The sequence below is a fragment of the Bacillus hominis genome (genome assembly GCF_030348325.1).
Lineage (GTDB): Bacteria > Bacillota > Bacilli > Bacillales > Bacillaceae_G > Bacillus_A > Bacillus_A hominis.
The window spans coordinates 847,973-868,930 of record NZ_JAUCFS010000005.1 but is presented as its reverse complement, the minus strand read 5'-3'; the positions used below and the strand labels follow the sequence as shown (position 1 = coordinate 868,930).

The following is a 20,958-nucleotide window of genomic DNA, read 5'->3' as shown; positions in this document are numbered from 1 at the left end:
TTAAAGTTTCACTTTATATAGGAAGGAAACGTTATTATGAAAAAATTGGGGAACATCGTCCTACTTATCGGTTTTCTCACCATTATCTTTTCATTTGGCATATTATCACTTCTCAAAACTGACCGAGCAGTTTCACCCGTTGAAAATCGTCCGCTCGCTCAAAAACCAGCTCTTACAAAAGAAGCTGTCTTAAATGGTAGCTTCTTTAAAGACTTTGAGACATATACAAACGATCAATTAATCGGCAGAGATGAGCTCATTAAAATCTATACACTTGCCCAAATTAAAATGGACAAATCGCTCATTAACGATATTATTCTAACTGATGATAAATGGCTTCTAAAAAACCCAGCTTGGACTACAAAATATAATGAAATCGATCAATCAATGCCAGCTGTAAACGACTTATCTCAGTTTTTAAAAGAACAAAATATTGAGTTTTACTTTGCCTTACCACCGTCCAAAACGAATGCATTATCATTTAAATTACCTTCTCATATTCACACATATGCACAGGAAAATTTAAATTATTTTCTAAATAAACTTCCAGCGGACGTAAAGCCAATTAAGCTCATGGAACATTTCAAGAAAAACTATACAAATGAAGAAATACAAAGTATGTACTTCAAAACAGACCATCACTGGAATATGGATGGTGCCTTCTTAGGCTATCAATATATAATGAACACAATCGCGCAACAATCTTCTATATATAAAGGAAAAGAAATAAAAAAAGAAGATTATACTCGTACGTGCGCCCCAAATAAACATCTAGTCGGAAGCTTTAACAACCAGCTATACCAACTAATCGATGCAACTGGAGAAAAACTATGCTACTACACACCGAAAGACGGTTTCAACTTTACGAGCGTAGCCGCAAAAGATGTAAATGGCACTGTATATCGCACATTAGATGAACTATATGGCGTAGAAAAACAAAATGACACAACATCATACGCAGGCTATTACACAAACGACTATCCAGAAATCGTCATCGAGAACAACAATGCACCAAATGATGTACGAGCTTTAGTCCTAAAAGACTCATTCGCAAACGCAATCGTGCCTCATTTAGCACAAAACTTCAAACACACATCCATCCTTGATCTTCGCCACTATCACGAAAAGGATGTATATCAATACATTAAAGACAACAATATTAACATGGTATTGTTCGTGTATAGTGATTCGAATTTGAGTGGTGAGATGTTTAAGTTTAAAAAATAAAAGAAGCCTCTTGTAAACTTACAAGAGGCTTCTTTCTATTAAATAGATAATAAAAAAATCAGTGAGGATGAATCCCCACTGATTTTTCACTTTATCTATAATCGACTTATAGATTTGGGTTGTTAAGCACGTTCACGTGTACAGCTTGTGAACCGATTTCGCTTGTAATAACATTTTTATCTTTTAATACTTTGAATACTAATGTACCTTTGTCAGTGTACTTAGTAGTTAAAGTATCGTAAAGGTCTGCCTTGAAGTTTGGAAGTGCAGAATCACTTGTTTGAGCTACTGTTACATCACCAAGTTTTACATCGCCAGCGCTAAATACAGCATTGCCGTCTCTATCTAAGTAAAGTTTACCTTGCTCTGCACCAACAGCTTTTACAACACGTACTTTATGTTGTGTTTCTTTCGTTAAGCTAATACCTTTTACGATATCATCATCGTTACTCTTCTCAAGTTCTAATACAGTACCGATGTTGATTTTCTTCTCAACGAAGTTTTCTGTTTGAACTGGTTTGAAGTTTACAGATTTAATAGCGATTGTTTCTTGAACGATTTCGATTGTCGCTTTACCAGCAGTTGCACCATTTTTCGTTAAGTGGATATCAACTTTACCTGGTGCGTTACCAGTTACAACAACTTTATCTCCAACAATTTTCGCTGTAGCTACTGCTGGGTTTTTAGACTCAACTTTATAGCCTTCTAAGTTTTCAGGATCAGAGTATACGCGCTCTGAAGTGTACTTAGATAATTGATATTCAACTGTGCTAGAAACATTTAAGTCAAGTTTTGTATCAGGTGACTCACCGTATTGACCTACTTTAGATACAAGCTCAAAGTTTTTGAATGCAACGTTACCTTCTGTTACGTTCACATATAATGAGCCTAAAGTAGCACCATTACCGTTTTGGAAGTGAACTGTACCTTCGCCAACTTCGTTACCTGTAACTTCAAATGTTTTCGTACCAACTGAACCAGCGTCAGTTGTTACTACATCTAATCCACCTTCTGCAACTACACCTGTTTTTGGAAGAACTTCTTTAATTGCATTTGTATCAGCACCAAATGGATCGCCATATTGGTCAGTTGTTACGAATGTAACAGGTAATTTTTTATTTTGAACAACTTGTAATTTGTCTGGGTTAGCTTTTACTGATACTAATTTACGAGAATCAGTAGTTACTTTAAATTTAACGTCTTTCGTTACATCGCCCACTTTAATAGTAAGTGTAGCTTCACCAGCCGCCTCAGCAGTAATAATTTTGTTGTTATTTACAGAGATAATACCGTGGTTTGAAGATTTAATGCTAATTGCGTCTTTATCAACTACTTTATCTTCTCCAGCAATTGTAGCAACTAATTTATTAAGAGCTGCTTTTTCACCAACAACTAAGTTTTGGCTATTTAAAGCAAAGTCTTTACCAGAAAGTTTGCTACCATAGTTTACAGTACCATCAGTATCAGCATCTACCGCAAATACAGTATTTTTAATTGCAGAAGCTGGTGTATCAAGGTTTTTCACTGTAATAATACCAGTGTTAGAAACTGTTAAACCACCACGTTTTGTAACTTGTACTTCTACTTTGTAGTCACCTTCTGAAATGCCAACAGCTAGTTTACCTGTATCAGAAGTAGCTGTGCCACCTTCAAAGATGTTTGCTTCTGTACCGTCTAAGTTATTTGCTACAAATTTAACGTCATGGTCTGCTAAGTTTAAGTACTCAACATCAGCGTTACCTTTTTCATCGTTTAATTTGAAAGCAACTGCTTGACCAGCACGATCGTCATCAAATGTAAGTTTTTCAACAGCTAATTTTTTAACTTCGTATACGAATTTCGTTACGAATGATTGATCTTTTACTTTTACAGTAAGATTTTTATTTGGAGCAACTTTACCACCAAGTGTTACAGTTGCAGATGTACCGTCAGCGTTCACTTCGATTGCACGTGCTTTGTCACCTTCAAGAGTTACATCATCAGCAGAAAGGTTGTTTAAACCAGTTCCTGTTAATGTTAATTTTGTAGGTTCAGAGATTTTCACATCTGTTACATTTGCAAGAGTGCTATCTGGTTTTGCATATTTTTTATCAGTTAATGCGATAAATTGAGCTGCTTCTGCACGAGATACAGATTTAGTTGGCTCCCATTTGTCGCCAGTACCTACAGAGATTCCAAGATTAATTAAGATGTTTGCTTTTTCTTCACCCCAAGTATCTCTTAAATCATCAAATGTTGTAACTAACTCGCCGTTAACTTTATCTTTTAAGTTATAAGCACTTACTAACATAGAAGCGAAAGAAGCACGATCGATTTTGCCACTTGGATAGAAGTTTTCTTTTCCATCACCTTTAACGATACCAGCTTTTTCAACTGCTGCAATATATTTAGCTGCCCATGAATCTTTAGCATCTTTGAAAGAAGGTTTAGCGTTTTCATCAACTTTTAAGCCTAAAATTTGAGCGAAAATTGCAGCTGCAGAAGCACGATCAATTGCTTCATTTGGGCCATATGTACCGTCTGGCTTACCTTTGATTGCACCTTTATCTACTAAGTAGTTAATAGAATCTAATGCCCAATGATCAGCTGGAACGTCTGGGAATGATTTACCCGCTGCTGCTACTGGAGATACAACTCCTGCTACCATTGCTGCTGTCATTGTACCTGCGATTACTTTTTTGTAAGAGTTAGTCTTTGCCATTTTATTATTTTCCTCCTTCAGGACTATGTGCTACTAGTTTCATATCATATGTAATTTGAAAACTAGTTAGTTAAAAAAGCCATAAAACAATAAAAATACAAAATATCATGCGGAAAGTAGTTCACATAATAAAATGATACAAACCGTTAAATGTAAATATAAGGTTTAAATACCATTTTTTGAAACAAGTTCATCATACTATACAAAACTATTCTTTATCAAGAACTTTCTCAAAAGAAGATTCGACACATTCTGATAATTCAGTCTTTTAATCGTATTATTAGGATATTAATAATACTCGAATATAGTAATGAACAAACTGTTTTCCTATAAACTACTCTCACTGCGCTTCGTATATTTTCATATCGAATACACAATTGGAATTATAGCACATATTTCCACTTCATCACTTAAATATTTTTTACAATAAATACAATTATCAGACTATTTTCGACTTAAAATACATTAATTCGACATTTTCTTCTTCTTTTCGAATGTTTTTTTAACGAAAAAAGGTGTGAATTTACAAAACATTTACATATTAATAGGGTGTTTTTCTATTTTTGAAAACGTTGTCATTTTATTTCTCAATAAAACTAACTATTAATCTTCAAAATATAATCTGTTTTTAGAGATCGTTTTATATAAAAATTAAACCATAAAAAAAAGAGCCCACATAATGTGGACTCTTTCTATTGAAATAAATTTCAATTATTTTGCTGCTGTTACTGATTTGAAATCAACAAGTTTGTTGCCTGCTTGGTCAGCAGTTGTGAATACGTGAGGAGTATTCTCTGCACCTTGTTTAGCTTGAACTGTTACTGTACCATTACCTAAGTTAACATCGCTAGTAACTTTTAGAACTACGTCTTTAGCTACTTTGCCTTCTTCTTTAACTGCTACAGTTAATGGTGCACCATTTAAATCAAGTACGAAATCATTTGTATCAACTTTTACAGCCTCAGAGAATGTAAGAGTAATCTCTTTGTTATCTACGCTTGTAATTTTAGCTGATTGGAATACAGGAGCTGTATTATCAAGAACTTTAACTAGTAACTCAGTATTCTTGATTTTAACATTATCAGTACTTTCAACGTTTGCTACTGTGAATACAACAGTTTTTGTTGCATCGAATTTAGTTGATGCTGGTAACTCAATTGTTGCTTTTTTACCAGTTTCATCTAATACAATAATTGTACCTTCTGGTAATTTTTTACCATCTAACGTGTAGTTATTTACGTTAGATGCTGAAGTTGCACCTTGGCCACCTTTAACTGCTTTACTAAAGTCAACTGTAATTTTGTTAGCATTAAATGCTGCTGTTGCTGTTGGAGCTTCTTTACCCACTACATCTTTTTCTGCAACTTTAGCAGTTGTATCAAACGCAGCCGATTTGTTACCAGAAGTATCTACTGCAAATCCTTTATTAACAAATAATTGATAGTTTCCTTTTTCAGGGAACGTTAAAGTTACTTCTTTTTCATTTGCAGGATTTTTCACTGCTTCAACAGTTACTTCTTTACTTGTATCAAGATTGATAGCACGTAATTGTTTTGCATCTACTGTGTTAACTTTTTTGTCAAATACTAATTTAGCATTTAATCCATCAGTTTCAACTTTAGTAAATTTAGGTGCTACTACATCTTTTGAAACTTGAACAGTTTTTGTTGTTTTTGTTCCAACGTTACCTGCAGCGTCTTTATGTCCAACAAATTCTACAGACAAGTTAGCTGTATTTTCATTTTTCTCGAACGCTCCGTCAACTGTGAATGTAGCTTTTGTTTTATCAGCATTTTCATTGATCACTACAGGAAGAGTTTTTTCACCTTTTTTGACAGTGATTGTATTTAAAGCTGCAAGTTCTTCAGAGAATGTTGCTTCTAAAGTTACTTTTTCATCTGCAGCAATATCAGTTACTTTTACTTCTTTTACTTCAGGTGCAGTAGTATCTTTTTCTACTTTGTATGTCGCTTTACCTTGGTACATAGACATTGCATTATTAGAGAAATCTTTAGCACCATTTACAATTACGCTAAATTCTTCGCCGTTTTTAACTAGATCTTTAACTGCAGCTTTTGATACTGTAACTGTATTGTCTACAGGCATAGCTTTGAATTCTTTACCGTTAATAACAACAGTAACTTCAGCTGCGCTTAATTTTTCACTGAATACAACTTTAACATCTCCATCTGGAGTAGATACTGTAGATACAGTTGGAGCTACTTCATCGTTAAAGAAGATAACTTCATATTTTTTTGGAACATCTTTACCGTCAACAGTTTTAACATTTTGAACAGTTAAAACGTAAGCTTCTTTGTTCTCAAGTTTTTTGTCTCCAGCTACTGTTAAGATTACAGATTTTTTATCTTTACTTAGTTTTGGAGCATCAAATGTCATGCCCTCTTGTGAAATTGCAAAGTTTGCAGCAGTCACATCTTTAACTTCAGCACCGAATTTAACTTCGATCTCTTTAGCGTTGATTGCTTTAATAGACTCAACTTTAGCTTCTGCTTTTTGTCCGAACTGCTTGTCAGTCATAGCAATGAATTGAGCTGCTTCTGCTTTAGTTACAGTTTTTTCAGGCTCCCAAGTTGTTGGTGTAGTACCTGCAGAAATTCCTAATTCAACTAGGATGTTAGCTTTCGCTTTACCCCATGTTTTTTCTAAATCTGGGAATTTAGTTTCTGGAGTACCAGTTACTTTAGTGTCTAATTTGTAAGCTTCTACAAGCATAGATGCCATTGAAACGCGGTCGATTTTTCCGTTAGGATCGAATTTGCCGTTATCTTTACCTTTAACTACACCAGCTTTTTCTACAGCTGCGATGTATTTTACAGCCCAGCCTTCTTGAGCGTCAGGGTAAGATGGTTTAGCGTTCTCTTCGATTGGTAAGTTTAAGATTTGAGCCATCATTGTAGCTGCTTCTGCACGAGTGATTTCTTTTCCAGGCTCGAATAGTCCTGTGTCAGTACCTTTAACTGCGCCTTTTTCTACTAAGTAGTTAATAGAATCTTCTGCCCAGAATTTAGCTGGAACGTCTGGGAATGTTTTACCTGCTGCTGCTACTGGAGATACAACACCTGCTACCATTGCTGCTGTCATTGTACCAGCGATTAATTTTTTGTAAGAGTTAGTCTTTGCCATTTTATATATTTCCTCCTTCAGGAATGTAATACTAGTTCCATAATGTTTTAAATAGATATTCTATTTAATGTTGAAACTAGTAAATATAAATGTAGTTAAGATCCTATATATAGGAATGATTCCACAATATAGAACAATACACATAATACACCATTTTTATCCGAATTTAAATCCTTAAATTCGACAAAAAAGTGAATTTTCATAATTCTAACGTTTATTTTTTTCGACTTTTATTTTAAATAACCCAATTATAAAATCAGAATATTTTAAATGTACGAAACAATGCGTCAGAACTACGTTTGAACAATATTCATATAACCATTTACAACTATAGCAGAAAAACGTTTGCAATTTTAATATTTAACTATAAAGATATTACGACATTAATCGACACTATGTTTCTGTGTTTTTCGACATTATTCTTAAATTCATTTTTTTGAACAAAATCCACCTCGTTATCCAATGATCTTTTCTATAAAACGCCTTATATCAATATTCCTTATATACTAATGTTAAGATTTTAAGATTAAGCACTACTAAAAATATACATATCCAGGAAAAACAAAACTTGAATCTTTTATTTTTTTCGACATTTTTCTACATTTTATACTTTTTGTCGACCTTTTATTTTTTCTTTCATACGCTTCTCTTTCAAACTCTTACTTACATAACAAAAAAAGAACAAGCGATCCCTGTTCTTTTTCTACTCAATTATTGAATGAAAAGAGGAATGGCCTCTCCTACTAAGATTCCATTCCTCTTTCTATAGACTGTTTTGCATGTAAGTCATTAATAATATATTTGGACGCTATGGAAATTTGCTCTCGCAATTCCTCTACCCTTTGTCCTAACGTTTCCTGTACATATTCTGTTTGCTCTAATTGTTTAATCGCCATACTATGTAATGTTTCTGTCGTCCAGTCTCCATCAACATTCCCAATAATCGGCTGATTTACTTGTTGTAAAAACGAATCGATCTTTGGATCATATGAAATTCCAATCATAGGCGTGTTTGCAACTGCCGATAATATAAGAGCATGAAGTCTCATTCCTATTAAAAGAGAGCATTGTGATAAAATAGAGATTTTCTCATGAATATCCATTTTATAAGGGAGCATGTGCGCTTCTTCTCCCATCAAATTAATGATATCCCTTGATGCATTTTGATCAAATGGTCCATGCATCGGTACAAATAAAATATGGTATCCCTCTTGCTTAAGCTTTTTCAGCGTATCTGCTAACTTCTTCATATAATCTTCTTTTGCATCCCAGTACCTTACACTAACCGCAACAACTTTTCCTTGCAGTGAATGTTTTTGAAGCCAATCGGATTTCTTTTCTTCTGGCTGACAAGCTAATACTGGATCTGGAACAAGTTCGATGTCTTTCTTAATACCAATTTCTTTTAAGTACAAAAAAGAGTCTTCATCACGAACTGATATATATTCAGCCTTTGATACATGCCATTTCACTAATAAACGATTTTGCTTCTTCGTAATAGGTCCGATTCCTTGGGCGTAAATATAATACGGCTTTTTCAAAAAACGGGCAAGCCGCATAATACCCGTATAGTATAAAATACTCTTAATACTCGTCTTATCTTGCAAGAGACTTCCGCCTCCGCTAATTAAACCATTACTTTTCTTTATTTCTCGGTAAATCGCTCTTATATCCCAGCGGTTTACTGCTTCTACACCGTACATTTTCCTTGTATAGTCGGGGTCATTTGAAAGTACAACAAGCTCAAGAGTAGGATCCTCTTCATGTAGCGCTTTAATAATTGATTGCAAAATTGCTTCGTCCCCAACATTATAAAAACCATAATATCCTGATAAAACTAACCGCACTCTTAATCTCCTCCAACATTTCGCAATCAACTCTTTTTGTAATTAAACAAATTGTTATCCATTCCTTGCCGAGAAAGGTTTGATAACTTCAAATTGATTTCTTTCACAAACATATAACAAGTCATACCCATTTATAATATTGTTCATTTTCTATAATAAACGATTTTATTTACGTAAAAATGGAATTTGTTCTTTTGATATCCAGTTTAGTTTCAATGCACATATGCCATATAATACTGAAGCTACACTTAGCGCTACAGCACTATATATCATTGCTAGAATCCTGGAATCTGTCACATTGATTAATGTAGACACAAAGTATAATGCTATACCTAAAATACTAGATACTCCAATTACAGCCAAAAATTTCCCTATAGCTATTGGATAGGAAAGATCTTTTCTAATATAAATATGATTTGCGATACAAATCATTACATAAATAATTAGAGTACTATACGCTGCTCCATTTATACCGAATTGGTTTACTAGCGCTATATTTAATATAATTTTTACAAAACTTGCACCGATGACAATCCATGCTGCTTGCATCGAACGATTAATCCCTTGCAAGATTCCTATCGATAATACCATAAGTGATGTGAAATACGAGCTACCAATTAAAATAGCTAACATGCCACTTCCTTTTGTATCTGTAAATAACGCAACATTAAGCGGTACTGCAAGCGCCATAAGCCATATCGTTATCGGCATTGTTAAAACGTGCGCAAACTCATTTGTACGTTTTACTGTCAGTTTAGCTAAAGCTATATCTTTTTTTGTTAAAGCCGCTGTTAATAATGGAATTAACGGAAATACTATCGCACTTGCAAATACAACAATTAATTGCGTAAATGCAAAACCACGGCTATATATACCAAATTGTTCCTGAATAGTTGTAGAAGATTCATGTAACACATGTGGAATTGTTATAGAATCAACTAAATTTAAAACAGGCATCGATAACGCTCCAATTGCAATAGGAATTGAAACACGGAGTATGTTTTTCGCGTTTTTCTTAAAGTCTTGTAATGAATATGTTTCACTCTTATAGCGATACGCGCTTTTCACATATTTCACTCGCAAATATATGAGTGACGTAATAACACCAAAGCAAGAACCAATCATCGCTCCGCCTGTTATGATATCACTACCTTTATTCCAATATACAAATATATAAGCAATTGTTAGCATAAAGAATACGCGAATCAACTGTTCAATTACTTGTGATACACCGGTAGGTATCATATCTCCGAACCCTTGGAAATATCCACGGTACACTGCCATATACGGTGCGATTAATAAAGCAAACGAAGTAACAATTAATGCTAGCCGCGTCTCTTGTCCACCAAGCATATTTGCAATGCTACTCGATCCAATGATAATAATTAAAAATCCGAGCACCCCAAATATAACACCGATAATAGATGCGGATGTAAACAATTTAGCTATTCCGTCACGATCATTCTTTTCATGAAGATCAGCTATTAACTGTGATATTGCTAGCGGGACTCCCGCTACTGATAAAGTTAAGGCTATCATATATACAGGAAAAACAAGGCGAAAAATCCCAAGTACTTCATCCCCTGCTATATTTTGCAATGGAATTTGAAAAAAACTCCCCACTACTTTCGATATAAACGTTGTAACGGTTAAAATCGCAGCGCCTTTTACAAACTTTTTATTCATCTTCTATCTCTTTTCTTTCAATATATAATCTACATAAAATATTAAATCATTATTATTCATTCATCTTGAGAATCATCACTTTATCTCATTTAGTTATCATACCAAATTTCTTATATATTGAATACTCTCTTTCTTTTTATGTTTTAAATATAATATGTGCAATATACATCTTTTTTTATCCAGTTTTTTCTTCAATTTACTACTTCTACTTGTTCAAGATAAACATGTGCTATAATGTAGCTATTGTCAGTAAGAGGAGTGTTTACAACATGCTGAATTCGGTAAAGAAATTGTTAGGAGATTCTCAAAAAAGAAAGCTAAAAAAATATGAACAACTCGTTCAAGAAATTAATGATTTGGAAAAACAAATGTCTAATTTACCTGACGAAGAATTACGTCACAAAACTGTCACATTCAAAAGTATGCTTAAAGATGGTAAAACAGTTGATGACATAAAAGTAGAAGCATTCGCTGTTGTACGCGAAGCCGCAAAACGTGTGCTTGGATTACGCCATTACGATGTACAGTTAATCGGAGGACTTGTATTACTAGAAGGTAATATTGCGGAGATGCCAACTGGTGAAGGAAAAACATTAGTTTCCTCTCTCCCAACATATGTACGTGCTCTTGAAGGAAAAGGCGTTCATGTTATTACTGTAAACGATTACTTAGCAAAGCGTGATAAAGAGTTAATTGGCCAAGTCCATGAATTTCTCGGCTTACAAGTTGGATTAAATATTCCTCAAATCGATCCTTCTGAAAAGAAACTTGCGTACGAAGCTGATATTACATACGGTATTGGAACAGAGTTTGGCTTTGACTATCTTCGCGATAATATGGCTGCTTCAAAAAATGAGCAAGTTCAGCGCCCCTATCACTTTGCTATTATCGATGAGATTGATAGCGTTTTAATTGATGAGGCGAAAACGCCACTTATCATTGCTGGGAAGAAATCAGGTAGCTCTGATTTGCATTATTTATGTGCAAAAGTTATTAAATCATTCCAAGATACCCTTCACTATACATACGATGCAGAATCGAAATCAGCTAGTTTTACAGAAGACGGTATTACAAAAATAGAAGATTTATTTGATATCGATAACTTATATGATTTAGAACATCAAACATTGTACCATTATATGATTCAATCATTACGTGCCAATGTCGCTTTCCAACTAGACGTTGACTATATTGTGCATGATGAAAAAATACTACTTGTAGATATTTTCACAGGACGTGTTATGGATGGTCGCTCTTTAAGTGACGGCTTACATCAGGCACTAGAAGCAAAGGAAGGTTTAGAAATTACAGAAGAAAACCAAACACAAGCTTCTATTACAATTCAAAACTTCTTCCGAATGTATCCGGCATTATCAGGTATGACAGGTACAGCAAAGACGGAAGAAAAAGAATTCAACCGTGTATACAATATGGAAGTTATTCCAATTCCAACGAACCGTCCTATTCTTCGTGAAGATAAAAATGACGTAGTATATGTAACAGCTGATGCTAAATATAAAGCTGTGCGTGAAGAAGTTCTAAAACAGCATAAGCAAGGACGCCCTATTTTAATTGGGACGATGTCTATCTTGCAATCTGAAACTGTTGCTCGTTACTTAGATGAAGCAAACATAAAGTATCAATTATTAAACGCTAAAAGTGCAGAGCAAGAAGCAGACTTAATTGCAACTGCTGGGCAAAAAGGTCAAATTACAATCGCTACAAATATGGCAGGACGAGGTACTGATATTTTACTAGGTGAAGGTGTCCACGCCCTTGGTGGATTACATGTAATTGGAACAGAACGTCATGAATCTCGCCGCGTTGATAACCAACTTAAAGGACGAGCTGGTCGCCAAGGAGATCCTGGAAGCTCTCAATTTTTCCTATCTTTAGAAGATGAGATGCTAAAGCGCTTTGCTCATGAAGAAGTGGAAAAGTTAATAAAATCACTGAAACCTGACAATACAGGACTTATTCATACGTCTAAAGTTCATGATTTCGTCAACCGTACACAATTAATTTGTGAAGGTGGTCATTTCTCAATGCGTGAATATAATTTAAAATTAGATGACGTAATTAATGATCAACGTAATGTTATATATACACTACGTAACAACCTTCTAAAAGAAGAAACAAATATGATAGAGCTTATTATTCCAATGATTGAACACTCTGTGGATGCAGTTGCTAAGCAGCACCTTTTCGAAGGAATGCTTCCTGAAGAATGGGATTTCGCTAGTTTAACAGCGTCTATTAAAGAAATTTTACCGGCTGAAACTTTGCCACTATTATCTGCGAACGACGTACATTCGCCTGAGGATTTACAAATCGTTTTAAAAGATACAATTTCTAGCTATTTAGGGCGTGTACAAGAATTAAATGACCATGCGGATTTACAACAATCACTGCGCTACGTTGGTTTACACTTCCTAGATCAAAATTGGGTAAATCACTTAGATGCAATGACTCACTTGAAAGAAGGTATTGGCTTAAGACAATATCAACAAGAAGATCCAACTCGCCTTTATCAAAAAGAAGGTTTGGATATTTTCTTATACACTTACGGTAATTTTGAAAAAGAAATGTGCCGATATATCGCGAGACATTTAGCAGTTCCAGAAAACGTACAATCATGAGGTGAAAATTTATGTTATCATTCCTGAAAAAGGCAAAGAAAAAAGGAAAAGATACTACTGTTTCTAGTAATCAATTATTTGGACAAGAAGAAACTACTTCTCAAAATAAATCAGTAAAGCCAGTTCTTTACTTCCATCCTAGCTGGGGTGACGTAGCACAAGAACAAAAATACATTTATCAATTCTTACATAAAGAATTACCACGTTTACAAGAATATCAAATTTCCTTATCAGGAATTGAAATTGAAAAACGGGATGGCGCATACGATGTAGCCGCATTTATTCGCAGCAGTGTCCCAAAACCGATTTCTTTCGAAGAAGTTACATTACTTCTATTAAACAAAGATAAAAAGCTTTGCGCACGTAAAACATTTAACCTGTCTGCTCTTGGCGATATTCCTGAAAACGTAAATATGCCGTTCGTATTTACATTTGAGCAAGAAACAATAACTGAAGCTGAACTATCTCAATCAGATTGGGAATTAGCTTTCGAACTTGAAATTAAGCATCAACTAGATTTAGATCCATCTTGGGAAGCACAGTTACCTGAAGCAAGCAAAGAAGCTTTACGTAATTTTGTAGACAATTTAACACCTCCAAATGACGGTGAAATTAACTTCCTAGGTTTACAAGCCGCATTGAAAGAGAACGGTGATTTACATACAACACTTCTAATTCGTAATGGCTGTAAAGATAACATTCAACTAGAACAGCTTCCTCTTCATATTGAAGATGCTTCTGGAGAAGTCGTTGTTAAAGGTGCTTTCACGTTACCGAATCTTGAAATTAAAGCGAATACTACAAAACCGTGGTCATTTGTTTTCCCTGCTTCATCCATCTTGAAACAAAATATGGATTTATCTAGCTGGAAAGCATTTGTACCACAAGACTAATATACAAAAAAGCCTATCCTAAAAGATGGTCATCACACCTTTAGGATAGGCTCTTTTTTTATGTAAAATCTACTTCGTTACTAATAAACGTTCAATATGATACTCCGCTTCTAGTTTACACATTTCATCTACATGCTTTACGTCGCTCTTTTTTAACAGCTCTAATTGTTCTTCGTTCGGCTGCTCACTAATAAGTTCATTAATTTTTTCATTTACTTTCATCGCTAATGCTTGATGGAAATCTGGATGTCCTTTCAACTCGTCGTCTACTTTATTAATCCAAGTTGATTTTGTGTATAAATATTGTTTCCACTGTTCAACAAATTGCTGCATATCAAATTTTTCTTCATTCCATTCAATTTCTTTCATATACTTCTCAAAAGAAACAACAATTGATCGTGTAATCCCGATCTTCACTCCATGTGGTAACTGTTTGTACATCAAATATTCCCTCCAGCTTAAAGCTCTTCCTTCTGAATATAAAGGAATCTCAAAATTCATATACTTTCTTATAATAGCACATTGCTAATCTAAGATGTTACTATACTGCGTAGAAAATCAATTGTCAACAAACGTGCAACATCTAGATATACGAATTTCACACATAATAAACACAGTAAAAATAATAAGAACTTTCACACGAAATACTTTGTAGAGTGTGAAAGTTCTTATTATTACATTGCTCTAGTTTTCAAAAATTGTAATTTCTCTTTTTGCTCATCATTCGCCATCATTACTATCGTCTTTTCAACATGCGGATGTACGTGTTCAAGTGTCACACTCGCTCCTGCTTTATCCGATTGCTCAACAAAGTTTAATAATGCCATAGCTCCTGATACATCCATATAGCGTACATCTTTCATACGCAAAATAACTGGTGATTTCACATCGTGTAAAGAAGCAAAAATACGATCTACTGATAGAAATGAAAGTGGTCCCTGAATCGTATACGTCGCTTCTTTTTCTTTTATAATAGAAGCTTTACGTTCTTTACACTTCACCATGTATATAATGAAGGAAAGAATAATGCCAAACGCAACAGCAACCATTAAATCGAATTTCACTGTTACAAACATCGTCACGAACATTACAATCACATCACCCTTTGGAGCTACATGTGCTTTCCTTATACTTTCCCAATCCAACATACCTATGCCAGTTAAAATTAAAATGCCTGATAATACAGCAAGCGGAATATATTGTACCACTGAACCGAGTCCCATAATGAAAATAAATAATATGACACTATGCATACAAGCTGAAAGTGCCGTCTTCCCCCCGCTTCTTATATTGACGATAGATCTAACAGTTGCACCTGCTCCTGCTAATCCACCGAACAAACCACTCGCAATATTACCAATCCCTTGTCCGATTAACTCTTTATTACTTTTATGACGTGTCCCCGTCACATTATCCATTACGACAGACGTTAATAATGAGTCAATTGATCCTAGTAAAGCAATACTAAGTGCTGGTAATACAAGTGCTAACATGCCATTTGCGTCTAAATTCGGTACGTGAAGAGATGGCACCGCCTCTGGAATTGCACCTATCTTTTCAATCACCTTATTTAAAGAAAGAGTTCCTACAAATGGTAAGTTTACGGTAAGTCCTTGTAGCATAGAAGAAAATAACGGCAACGTTACTGTAACACCTACTAATGCTACTAAACTTGCTGGGATGGCCTTAATCCATTTTCCAGAAACAATCATTACAATGATCGTTAATAACACGAGTAGAAAGCTATTTTGTACGTGCTTCATTTCACCTAAAATAATAATTAGTGCAATCCCATTCATAAACCCTGAAACAACAGGATACGGAATGTAACGAACATAAGAGCCGAGCTTACATACACCAAATAAGATTTGAAATAACCCTGCCATCATAAATGCAATAAAGCTTGCTTCTAATCCGTGAGTTGCAATAACGCCTGTTGCAATAACTGTAATCGGCCCAGTCGGACCTGTTACTTGTCCTGGTGTACCGCCAAATAGCGCTGCAAACAAACCAGCAAAAATCGCACCATATAGTCCAACTAACGCTCCCTCAGACGTTCCAGTTGCAGCAATACCAAATGCAATTGCGAGCGGCAAAGCAACAATCGCAACAGTAAACCCAGCTAAACATTCCTTTGCTATTTTTTGAAACATATAAATAACCACCTTCGTATAAAGTGAAACTTTAATCAGTGGGAGTTTTGTTCATCCCCCACTGATTATTAGCCCCAACCAATCGGGCATTTACAGGCAGCCCGACTCCCACCTAACTTCCCCGCATTCGCCAAAATTTGAGGTGGGAGTCTTACTGCCCGCAAATAGCGGGATAAAGTCCACGTTCCATTGTACATCTAAAACAAATCATTCGTTAGCGTATTTATAAAAAACTCTTTACAGTCTCGTGAAGTAAACGCCTACATTTATACATAACCTTCCCAAGTCAAACTAAAAAACAGCAATATGACGAATCTATCTTTGGAAACAAACCTGACTATGCTATAATGAACAAATTAAATCTTTTACTATATACTTGGAGGCACTATGCTAACTTTTGAAGAAAAATTATCGATTATTGAATCTTTCCCGGAATTAGAAAGAAAGAACGTATCATTAAAACGCGTAAACTTTCACTTTGAAGAAAGTCGTTTAGATAAAAAGAACGTTGTATATCATTTACACCCAAATGGAAACGGATTTGTATATGCAAACTTCATTAAAGGTTATAAAACAGATGATAAAGGCATGATTAACATCCGTGAGTTTTCAGAAGAAGAACTGCGTTCATTAATTGCAAAAGTAATTGAACGTCTATCACAGGAGCAAGAGGAAATTGTAGCACCATTGACGCCTGCTGCCGAAGAGGAATGGCGTAACGAAGATGGTCATATTCTAACTCTTATCTCAGAGGATGACATGTGGAACGTTTACGCTGGCGTAAACTTAGACGGTACATTCAACTCTTATCCAGAAGCTGCGGAATACCTTGATGAAGAAGGTTTCTCACGTAAATAATACGTTCCTTACTACTAATGAGGCCGTCCCAAAAGATTTTTTGGGACGGCCCTCTTTTTATTAATAGGTAGGCTATTATTGTCGTATTTTGTATTTAAGTCGATATAATGAGAGTTATGTTCGATATACTTTCATGCACTGTTGCAATTTTCCCAACTAAGAATATAACTCCATTCCATAAAATTATGGAATCAAAACTTCTTATTCTCACTATCCCCTATAAAGTGAAACTATAATCAGTGGGGGTTTTGTTCATCCCCCACTGATTATTAGCCTTCACCAATCGGGCGTTTACGGGCAGTTAATCTCCCACCTAACTTCTTTGCTCCAGCCGACTTTTGAGGTGGGAGTTTTACTGCCCGTTAATGCGGGATAAAAATTTGAATTTGACAACTATACGACTCCGTATTAAAAAAATCATTAACTAACTCCACTTCAATAAAGTTCTCCACTTCGATATTGTTTTCTTTTATATATTTAATCATGGTATTTCTACGTTCCTCTTCATTTTCTTTACTATACGCTAATGTTACATATTTCCCGCCCGGTAATACTTTTATATTTTGCATCTCTTCCATATGTACATGATCTTGTACCTTATTAAAAACATACTTTGGTTCTACATCCCACTTAGCTGCGTGCACAAATAAGAAAAAAGCGGAGACCTATCGTCTCCGCTTTTTCACATACATCTTGCTCTCAAACTAAACCTCAGGCCCATTAATTTTTTTTACGTCTAAACATCATCGCTCCTAAAATTAATGCGAACATACCTGCAAGGATAGAAGTAGATTCAGTTGCTGCTCCACCTGTTTGAGGAAGTAACTTCGATTGCTTATTACTTTCTTTACTAGATGGTACTTCTGATTTATTTTGTACATCTTGTTTGTTTTGTACTTCTACTTTATCTTGTACCTCTGGTTTGTTTTTCACTTCTACTTTACCTTGAGCTTCTGGTTTGTTTAAAACTTCCGATTGCTCTTTTACTTCTGGTTTGTTTGAAACTTCCGGTTGCTCTTTTACTTCTGGTTTGCTTGGTACTTCCGGTTGCTCTTTTACCTCTGGTTTGTTCGGTACTCCCGGTTGCTCTTTTACCTCTAGTCCTTCTTCTTTCCACTCTTCTGTTGTTTCAACTTCTACTTTTTCTTCTTCTGATTTTACCCAAATTTCCGGTTTGTCTGTTACCTCTGGCTTCTCTAACACATTCGGTTCTTCTGTCACCTTTGGTTCTTCCGGTTTTACTGACTCTTCCAGTTCTTCTGTTGTTTCTTCTTCAATCTTTTCTTCCTCTGGTGTTAACCAGATTTCCGGTTTGTCTGTTACTTCTGGTGTTTCTAACTCATTCGCTTCTTCTGTAACTTTTGGTTCTTCCGGTTTTACTGACTCTTCTATTTCTTCTGTTGTTTCTTCTTCAATCTTTTCTTCTTCTGGTTTTACCCAGATTTCCGGTTTGTCTGTTACCTCTGGTGTTTCTAACTCATTCGCTTCTTCTGTCACCTTTGGCTTTTCCGGTTTTACTGACTCTTCCAGTTCTTCTGTTGTTTCTTCTTCAATCTTTTCTTCCTCTGGTTTTACCCAGATTTCCGGCTTGTCTGTTACCTCTGGTGTTTCTGGGTTATTCGGCTCTTCTGTCACCTTTGGTTCTTCCGGTTTTAATGACTCTTCCAGTTCTTCTGTTGTTTCTTCTTTACCTTGCTCTTCTACTTCTGTTGCTTCATGGATCTTTATATTTGTAATATCATATCCGTTAACTTTCGATTGATATCCTGATACTGGTTGTTCTTTCACTTCATACTTATAAACTTTTCCCTCATTATCAACTGCTGGTAACTTTTCAAACTCATATTTCCAATCATTTGCTGCCGTAACTTCTTTCGTTGCAATGACTTTACCATTTTGCAGTAAATCTACTTTAATGTTGTCTGGGCGATCTTTTACTTTGTCGTCTTTCCACGTTTTCGTTCCTGCAACAGATGTAGTTTTCAACTTATTTGGAACCATAAGTTTTATTCCATTTACATCATCCTTCTTAATTGTAAAAGGAATTTTCGTTTGTGGATCGAACTCTACATAGTTCGGTGCTGAAATTTCTTGTACATAGTAATTACCTGGAGTTAGATTTGATGCCTCAACTACTCCATCTTTATTCGTTGTATAAGAATCACCAATTTGCTGTCCTGACTCTGTGTACAATTTAAAAGAAACACCTGGGATAACTTTCCCTTCGTTCCCTTCAATATGCTTAACAATTTGCAGCGTTCCTTTCGCAGGTAAATCCCCTTCAGCTCCGCCGCCAAATGATATATTTTCAACCTTTACACTATTAGATTCTGAAACAGGTTTCTCATATAAAATTTGATAATCAAGTTTATAGTCATTTTGTAGGAATTTTAAACTTTTTCCACTCTCAGTTATAGTTGATTTATAAGCAACAGTAAATGAAGTAGCGTTCGCCATATGTCTATAAATTACAACTTCAAATGAGTTATCACTAGTAAACTTAATATATCCATAACCTCGCTGTTGAAATTGCTCAAGAGACAAATTTTCTCTACTATTAATAGTTATATAAAAACTATCTTTATTAAGCATTTGTCCTTCTTGTAAAGTATCTTTCAAAACGATATTGTCATGTAAATATTGTTTCTTTAGATTGATATTTAAAAACCAACGTATTTCATTACTTTTGTCTGGCTGAATATCACCAGCTTTATAGAAAAAGATCCCCGGTTCTGTACCGCCCCCTTTGGAGTGGGTAATGCTAACCGTTTGTTTTTCTAAATTTGTCCCTAAATTCGTTTGTACATCTTTCGTTTTTCCTGCTTCTACATTCGTACCTTGAACAGTAAAATTAAAGTTCCCTCGAATATTCTCAAGCTTCTCTACCGTATCGTTAAATGTACAAACCACATTATTTCTATTAATCTGGCACGTTCCAAAAACACGTCCTGCCTCATCCTTTAATGCAATCGTTCCACTATAACCCTGTAATTCTGGAGGTAGTGCTAACGTTAATGTATCCCCAGACTTCATCTTCTTTCCAGGTTTTTCACTAAAGTTTACATGTATTGTAGTCTTTTCCCCATAATTTAATGTTGTCTTTTCAAATGCAAAACTATCAACTAATCCTGTTGTGTTTAATTCTTGAGCATGACTTATAATAGGCATAAAAACTTGTCCAATAATAACAGTAAAAATAAAACAAATTACAGATATTCTTTTTAAATATGTACTCATAACGCCTCCATTTTTAATCATCAAATTTTTCTGCGGTGAAATCCTTTTTACCCTAAACCACTTTTAAAAAAAGTTACAACTAAAGAATATTTGCAGCATCAAACTATCTTTAATCATGCAAAACAAAGCAGTAACAAAGCGATTCATTAACCATATTGTTCGCTTGTTTTGGCAGCCAACAATAAATATTAGTACTTATAAAAATGCATTACAAGACTGTTCATTTACATATTAATTTGGTTACTATGTTAGTAGTAACCAAATTGAACTGAATGACCACTTCATTCATACGGTCATCTGATGACTGACCATTTTTCTCTTTCGAATATTATCCATTACCATTCTCCCCTAATAACTTTATTCCACTAGTACTGAAGCACGAACATATTCCGAAATTACACATCCATATTTACTATTTTAATATTTCTCATCACTTCAAAACCCAACCTATTTAACACAAATCATATCGTTTTAAAATTAAAACAGTAAGCAATAAAATATATCCTACTATAACAATTGAAAGTAAGTATAAATAGAGGGTACATACAAATTTTTTAAGCATGCTATTTCCTC

Annotated in this window: 11 protein-coding genes and 1 pseudogene; 4 read left to right on the top strand and 8 right to left on the bottom strand. The window is 34.8% G+C overall.

Going from position 1 to position 20,958, the window contains the following annotated elements; genetic code table 11:
- Positions 1-36 precede the first annotated feature (36 nt).
- A complete protein-coding gene (gene patB1 / locus QUF93_RS06860) occupies positions 37-1,227 on the top strand; it encodes a secondary cell wall polysaccharide O-acetyltransferase PatB1 (protein WP_289358254.1) in 1,191 nt (396 codons plus the stop codon).
- Between the two features lie 106 nt (positions 1,228-1,333).
- On the opposite strand, the gene QUF93_RS06855 is transcribed toward patB1, so the two are convergent.
- The 4 genes from QUF93_RS06855 to QUF93_RS06840 all read right to left on the bottom strand — a co-directional run bounded on the left by QUF93_RS06855 (position 1,334) and on the right by QUF93_RS06840 (position 10,605).
- On the bottom strand, positions 1,334-3,928 hold the full coding sequence (locus QUF93_RS06855; RefSeq protein ID WP_289358253.1) for an S-layer homology domain-containing protein: 2,595 nt from the start codon (positions 3,926-3,928) through the stop codon (positions 1,334-1,336).
- Positions 3,929-4,639: 711 nt separating this feature from the next.
- Positions 4,640-7,072: an S-layer homology domain-containing protein gene (locus QUF93_RS06850; protein WP_289358252.1), complete on the bottom strand. Its 2,433-nt coding sequence runs from the start codon at positions 7,070-7,072 to the stop codon at positions 4,640-4,642.
- Between the two features lie 743 nt (positions 7,073-7,815).
- On the bottom strand, positions 7,816-8,919 hold the full coding sequence (gene csaB / locus QUF93_RS06845; RefSeq protein ID WP_289358251.1) for a polysaccharide pyruvyl transferase CsaB: 1,104 nt from the start codon (positions 8,917-8,919) through the stop codon (positions 7,816-7,818).
- 165 nt (positions 8,920-9,084) lie between these two features.
- A complete protein-coding gene (locus QUF93_RS06840; RefSeq protein ID WP_289358250.1) occupies positions 9,085-10,605 on the bottom strand; it encodes a putative polysaccharide biosynthesis protein in 1,521 nt (506 codons plus the stop codon).
- A 269-nt stretch (positions 10,606-10,874) separates the two neighbouring features.
- On the opposite strand from QUF93_RS06840, the gene secA2 reads away from it, so the two are divergent.
- Positions 10,875-13,244 (top strand): accessory Sec system translocase SecA2, encoded by a 2,370-nt coding sequence (secA2, locus tag QUF93_RS06835; protein ID WP_289358249.1) that lies wholly within the window; start codon positions 10,875-10,877, stop codon positions 13,242-13,244.
- A gap of 11 nt (positions 13,245-13,255) precedes the next feature.
- Positions 13,256-14,137 (top strand): accessory Sec system S-layer assembly protein, encoded by an 882-nt coding sequence (locus QUF93_RS06830; RefSeq protein ID WP_289358248.1) that lies wholly within the window; start codon positions 13,256-13,258, stop codon positions 14,135-14,137.
- 69 nt (positions 14,138-14,206) lie between these two features.
- Here the strand turns inward: QUF93_RS06830 and QUF93_RS06825 are convergent, their stop codons facing one another.
- Both QUF93_RS06825 and QUF93_RS06820 read right to left on the bottom strand, forming a co-directional pair.
- Positions 14,207-14,578, bottom strand: coding sequence for a hypothetical protein (locus QUF93_RS06825; RefSeq protein WP_289358247.1), 372 nt, complete (start codon positions 14,576-14,578; stop codon positions 14,207-14,209).
- A gap of 233 nt (positions 14,579-14,811) precedes the next feature.
- Positions 14,812-16,290 carry a SulP family inorganic anion transporter gene (locus QUF93_RS06820; RefSeq protein WP_289358246.1) on the bottom strand — a complete coding sequence of 493 codons (1,479 nt, stop codon included), beginning with the start codon at positions 16,288-16,290 and terminating at the stop codon, positions 14,812-14,814.
- A gap of 387 nt (positions 16,291-16,677) precedes the next feature.
- On the opposite strand from QUF93_RS06820, the gene QUF93_RS06815 reads away from it, so the two are divergent.
- Positions 16,678-17,148, top strand: coding sequence for a hypothetical protein (locus QUF93_RS06815; RefSeq protein WP_289358245.1), 471 nt, complete (start codon positions 16,678-16,680; stop codon positions 17,146-17,148).
- A gap of 362 nt (positions 17,149-17,510) precedes the next feature.
- On the opposite strand, the pseudogene QUF93_RS06810 reads toward QUF93_RS06815, so the two are convergent.
- Positions 17,511-17,777: pseudogene (locus QUF93_RS06810) on the bottom strand (MerR family transcriptional regulator); the annotation flags it as partial.
- Between the two features lie 91 nt (positions 17,778-17,868).
- Positions 17,869-20,385, bottom strand: coding sequence for a Cna B-type domain-containing protein (locus QUF93_RS06805; RefSeq protein WP_434476090.1), 2,517 nt, complete (start codon positions 20,383-20,385; stop codon positions 17,869-17,871).
- Positions 20,386-20,958: the final 573 nt, after the last annotated feature.